The organism is Streptomyces sp. NPDC005202 (assembly GCF_040608235.1).
Taxonomy (GTDB): Bacteria; Actinomycetota; Actinomycetes; order Streptomycetales; family Streptomycetaceae; genus Streptomyces.
This window is the reverse complement of sequence record NZ_JBEXHW010000080.1, coordinates 1-3,953: the sequence shown is the minus strand read 5'-3', so window position 1 is coordinate 3,953 and position 3,953 is coordinate 1. Positions and strand designations below refer to the sequence as shown.

The 3,953-nt window shown below is 67.9% G+C and carries 4 protein-coding genes and 1 pseudogene; 1 reads left to right on the top strand and 4 read right to left on the bottom strand.

The annotated features are described in order from the left end of the window. Positions 1-320: 320 nt before the first annotated feature. From ABZV31_RS38080 to ABZV31_RS38065, 4 genes and pseudogenes are all read right to left on the bottom strand, one after another. Positions 321-1,727, bottom strand: coding sequence for a cytosine permease (locus ABZV31_RS38080; RefSeq protein WP_355901443.1), 1,407 nt, complete (start codon positions 1,725-1,727; stop codon positions 321-323). A 37-nt stretch (positions 1,728-1,764) separates the two neighbouring features. Next, positions 1,765-2,496, bottom strand: a complete 732-nt coding sequence (locus ABZV31_RS38075; protein WP_355901441.1) for an SDR family oxidoreductase — start codon at positions 2,494-2,496, stop codon at positions 1,765-1,767. Continuing rightward, on the bottom strand, positions 2,489-3,175 hold the full coding sequence (locus ABZV31_RS38070) for an alpha-hydroxy acid oxidase (protein WP_355901439.1): 687 nt from the start codon (positions 3,173-3,175) through the stop codon (positions 2,489-2,491). Before ABZV31_RS38070 ends, ABZV31_RS38075 begins: the two co-directional genes overlap by 8 nt. An 89-nt stretch (positions 3,176-3,264) precedes the next feature. After that, positions 3,265-3,576, bottom strand: a pseudogene (locus tag ABZV31_RS38065) (condensation domain-containing protein); the annotation flags it as partial. Between ABZV31_RS38065 and ABZV31_RS38060 the strand changes: the two are divergent. Next, positions 3,557-3,862: a hypothetical protein gene (locus ABZV31_RS38060; protein WP_355901445.1), complete on the top strand. Its 306-nt coding sequence runs from the start codon at positions 3,557-3,559 to the stop codon at positions 3,860-3,862. The pseudogene ABZV31_RS38065 and the gene ABZV31_RS38060 overlap by 20 nt on opposite strands. Positions 3,863-3,953: the final 91 nt, after the last annotated feature.

Genomic DNA, 3,953 nt, shown 5'->3' with positions numbered 1-3,953 from the left:
GGTAGATGTCGCAATCCACACCAGGCCAGAAGGCCCTCACCCATTTCAAGATCACACGTCAGTGATCGCTGTCACCAACCTCCGTGGACAGAACAACTAGGCAAGTCAGTTGTCGGGATCGATATTGTCGGATCACTCGTCGGGCCTCTTCCTCCGCAGCGGCGGGGCGCACGGGCAAGAATCACCGTGTGCCCCGCATCTCGGGGAATGTCGCGGCGAGTGCCATAATCGGCCCTTTTCGCCAGTCGCGAGTCGGGCCTGCCGGTTCAGAAGGAGGGACTCGCCGCCATGAGCTCCCCGTCGTCGGCGCGCGTGAACCGTCACATGAGGAAGACGTACGCCGCTCCGGAGGTGACCAGCCCGATGCACCACGAGATGTCCGCACCGCCGAGGGGCGCGACCAGCGGGCCGACGTAGAAGCCCGAGTTGACGAAGGGCAGTTCGGTGGCCACACCCACGGCGTAGGCGGTCGCCGTCCGAAGGTCGACGCCTCGGTACCGGCCCGCAGGGTCGAAGATCGACGGGATGTCGTACGTCTCCTTGCGGACCAGGTAGAAGTCCGCGAGGTTAATCGCCGTCCAGGGGATCAGGAAGTAGGCCAGCAGAAGGATGAAGTTCAGGAAGTTGCCGAGGAAGTCGCTGCTCGCAGACAGGCCGACGGCGGTGCCCACGGTCGCGGCCAGCGTGATGATCAAGGCCCGGGCCCGTGGGCCCACGCGCAGGGGCGTTAGGGCGGTGACGATACTCGTGGTCGACATGAAGATGCCGTACAGGTTCAGGGAGTTGATGCCCACGATGCCAAGAAGGATCACCGCGTAGAACGCGCCGTAGCCGCCCTGGGACTGATGCACGATGAATTCCACCGAGCCGCCGTCGAACGCGCTCGGGGCAACGGCCGCCGCCAAGGCCCCGAACGCCATCATCCAGCACGAGGCGAGGACGGAGCCGGCGTAGGTGTACCAGTAGGTGCTCTTGATGGAGGTGTGCTCGGGCAGGTAACGCGAGTAGTCGGCTACGTAAGGGGCGTAGGTGATCTGCCAGGTGGCGGCCAGTGCGGTGCCGAGCAGGAAGGAGCCTGCGGTCACGTGCTGGTGCTGCCACGCGGCGGCCAAGTCGCCCGCGGTCAGTAGCCGGACTGTCAGATAGGCGAACGCGATGCACGACAGCAGGCTGACCCACTTCTGCATGGCGTGGATGAGCCGGTAGCCGAAGATCGCCACGACGAGGATGACCGCGGAGACCAGGATCGTGGCAGGTGACGCTGGTATGCCGCTCCACCCCGCCAGGGCCTGTCCGCCCTGCACGCCCGTGGTGGCGAAGAAGCCGAGGTACATCAACAGGACCAGGACCAGGGGCAGGATCGCGCCGACGTACCCGAACTGGGCCCGGCTCTGGATCATCTGGGGAATGCCCAGTCTGGGGCCTTGCGCCGAGTGGAGGGCCATGAAGACCGCGCCGATCAGGTTGCCGACCACGACGGATAGTAGCGCCCAGCCGAGGCCCAGGCCGATTGAGACGTTCAGCGCGCCCGCCGCAATGGTGGTGACCTGCATGTTGGCGCCGAACCAGAGTGTGAAGAGGCTTCGGCTGCGGCCGTATCTGGCCTGGTGCGGTACGAACTCGACGGACCTCCGCTCCGGGGACCACGTCCGTTCCGCCTCCTGGGGAGGCAGTGGTTGGTCGGCGCGGGGAGCGGCGGAGGAAAGGGGGGTGCCGGACTCGTGCACCGCGAGCTCCTGTGGGGGACCGTTCGGAGGCGTGGGGTCAGGCGCTGGCCGCGCCGTCCATGGTGATGACGCCGCCGGTCATGTAGGCAGCATCCGAGGTCAGCAGGAAGTCCACGAGCGCCGCGATCTCGTCGAGTCGGCCGAAGCGTCCTGCCGGGATTCTCGCCAGCAGCTCGGCTCGGCTGGACGGGTCGTCCAGGTACGGAGCCGTCATGGGGGTGGGGAAGTAGCCGGGGCACAGAGCCGTCACCGCGATGCCCTCAGGTGCCAGTTCGATCGCCATGGTCTGCGCGATGCTGACGACGGCGGCCTTGCTGGCGTTGTAGTCGACGAACCCGGTCTCCGAACGGAGCGCGTTCATGGAAGCGTTCATGACGATCGAGGCCGGGCCCTTCATGGCCTTGGCGGTTTCCCGGGCCACGAGGAACGCCCCCGTGACGTTGACGTCCAGGACCCGGCGGAAGTGGGCGACATCGACGTCGGTCGCCGGGACGCCGAGGCCGTCGATGCCGGCGTTGACGAACGCTCCGTCGAGGCCACCGAGTTCGGCTACCGCCTCGGCGACCGCGCCCACCACGGCGTCGGCGTCGGCGACGTCGCAGCGGCTGCTCCCGGCCAGCGGTAGGGCTTCCCGGACGGCTCGCAGTCCGGGTTCGCGCGAGCCGAGGACCCATAGCCGGTGCCCGCGGGAGGCGAGGCGTTCGACGCAGGCACGCCCGATACCGCTGGTGCCGCCGGAGACAAGGATTCTGCGGGGTGTGTCAGACATGGCCGTCCTCGTCTCCAGCCAGCCGGCGCGGACGCGGCGACGGTGGCAGCGCGCATAGTTCTGGACCGTGTTTACGCAGCTCCGTCAGGTCGGTGACGCCCAGCAGCTGGACGGTGCGGCGCAGCTGCGCGACCAGCAGGTCGACCGCGCGCTCGACACCCGCCCGACCGCCGACCGCGGCACCGTACAGGTAGGGGCGCCCGATCATGCACAGGTCCGCTCCGAGAGCCAGGGCCTCGGCGATGTCAGCGCCGTGCCGGACACCGGAGTCCAGCACCAGCGCGAGGCGGTTTCCCGCGGCCTTGCGGGCGGGCCCGAGCAGGTCGAGCGGGCTGACGCACCGGTCGAGCTGTCGGCCTCCGTGGTTGGAGAGGTGGACGCCGTCGGCGCCGGCCTCGATGGCACGGCGCACGTCCGCTGGGCCAAGTGGTCCCTTGAGGATCATCGCGCCGGGCCACCGCGCGCGCAGTTCGGCGATGTCGTCCCAGGTCACAGCGGGATCGAAGAGGTCGTTGAGGGCGGCGACCGTGGCCCTCTGTCCGGGCGCGTCCGACGCTTGCAGGTTGGCGAGGGTGAGCGGTGCGCCCCGCAGCACGGAGGTCCAATATCCGGGTCGGGTACCGATGTCGAGGAGGGTGCGCAGGGCGAGCCCGGGTCGCTGGGCTTGCCGCGTACCCACCAAGACCGCGCCTTCAGCGCTGGCAATGCCTCGATGTCCTGGTAGATATGGAAGTGGGTGAAGTTGAACGTGGTGTCGAAGGCCGGGCGGCCGATCCGGGACTCGATCTCAGCGAGGGGGAAGGCCCGGTAGGGGGTGGCGTTGCGCTCCGCCGCCAGCGCGGTCCGGGCGAGGTCAGCCCAGCTGCCGGCGAACGAACGAAAGCGCACGGGGACGGTGTTGAGGTACAGGCCGACCACCAGATCTGAACCGGTTCGGTCAGGGCGGGCGTTGAAGGCGACGCCGGTTGTCATGTCCCGGTCACGCCCCTTCCACTCGGCGAGGGCGCGTGCGTGGGCGCCCAACGCCAGGGCCTTGAGCGGTACGCCGAGGTCGCGGGCAGTGTCGCGCAACCGCTGCATGAGGTCCGGCGGGAGCAGGAATCCGACGTCGGCGACGGCGTTGGCGACGCCGCTGAACCTCCGCGATGTCACCACCAGGGCGACCGAGCTGCAGGTCGACGCGCTCGCCACGGTGACGGCGAACCTCTACTACGAAAACCTCGAGCTGAAGAAGAAGACGTCCACCCAAGGGACCGCCCAACCTCGCAGGCAGGTTGGAAAAGCCTCAATGAGTGCGGTGGGCAGCTCCGCAGACAACGCCGCCGCGGAGAGCTTCAACGCGACCTTCAAAAGAGAGACGCTTTAGACGTCGTCTCATTTGGGATCGTAATCTTGAGGCATGACGATCGTGGAGCGGCTGGTCCCGGACGGGTTGTGGGAGTTGTTCCAGCGGGTGG

What these genes read in the sequence shown, in the direction of transcription:
- ABZV31_RS38075 (WP_355901441.1), bottom strand. Translation starts at nt 2,496, where the DNA reads ATGTCTGACACACCCCGCAGAATCCTTGTCTCCGGCGGCACCAGCGGT.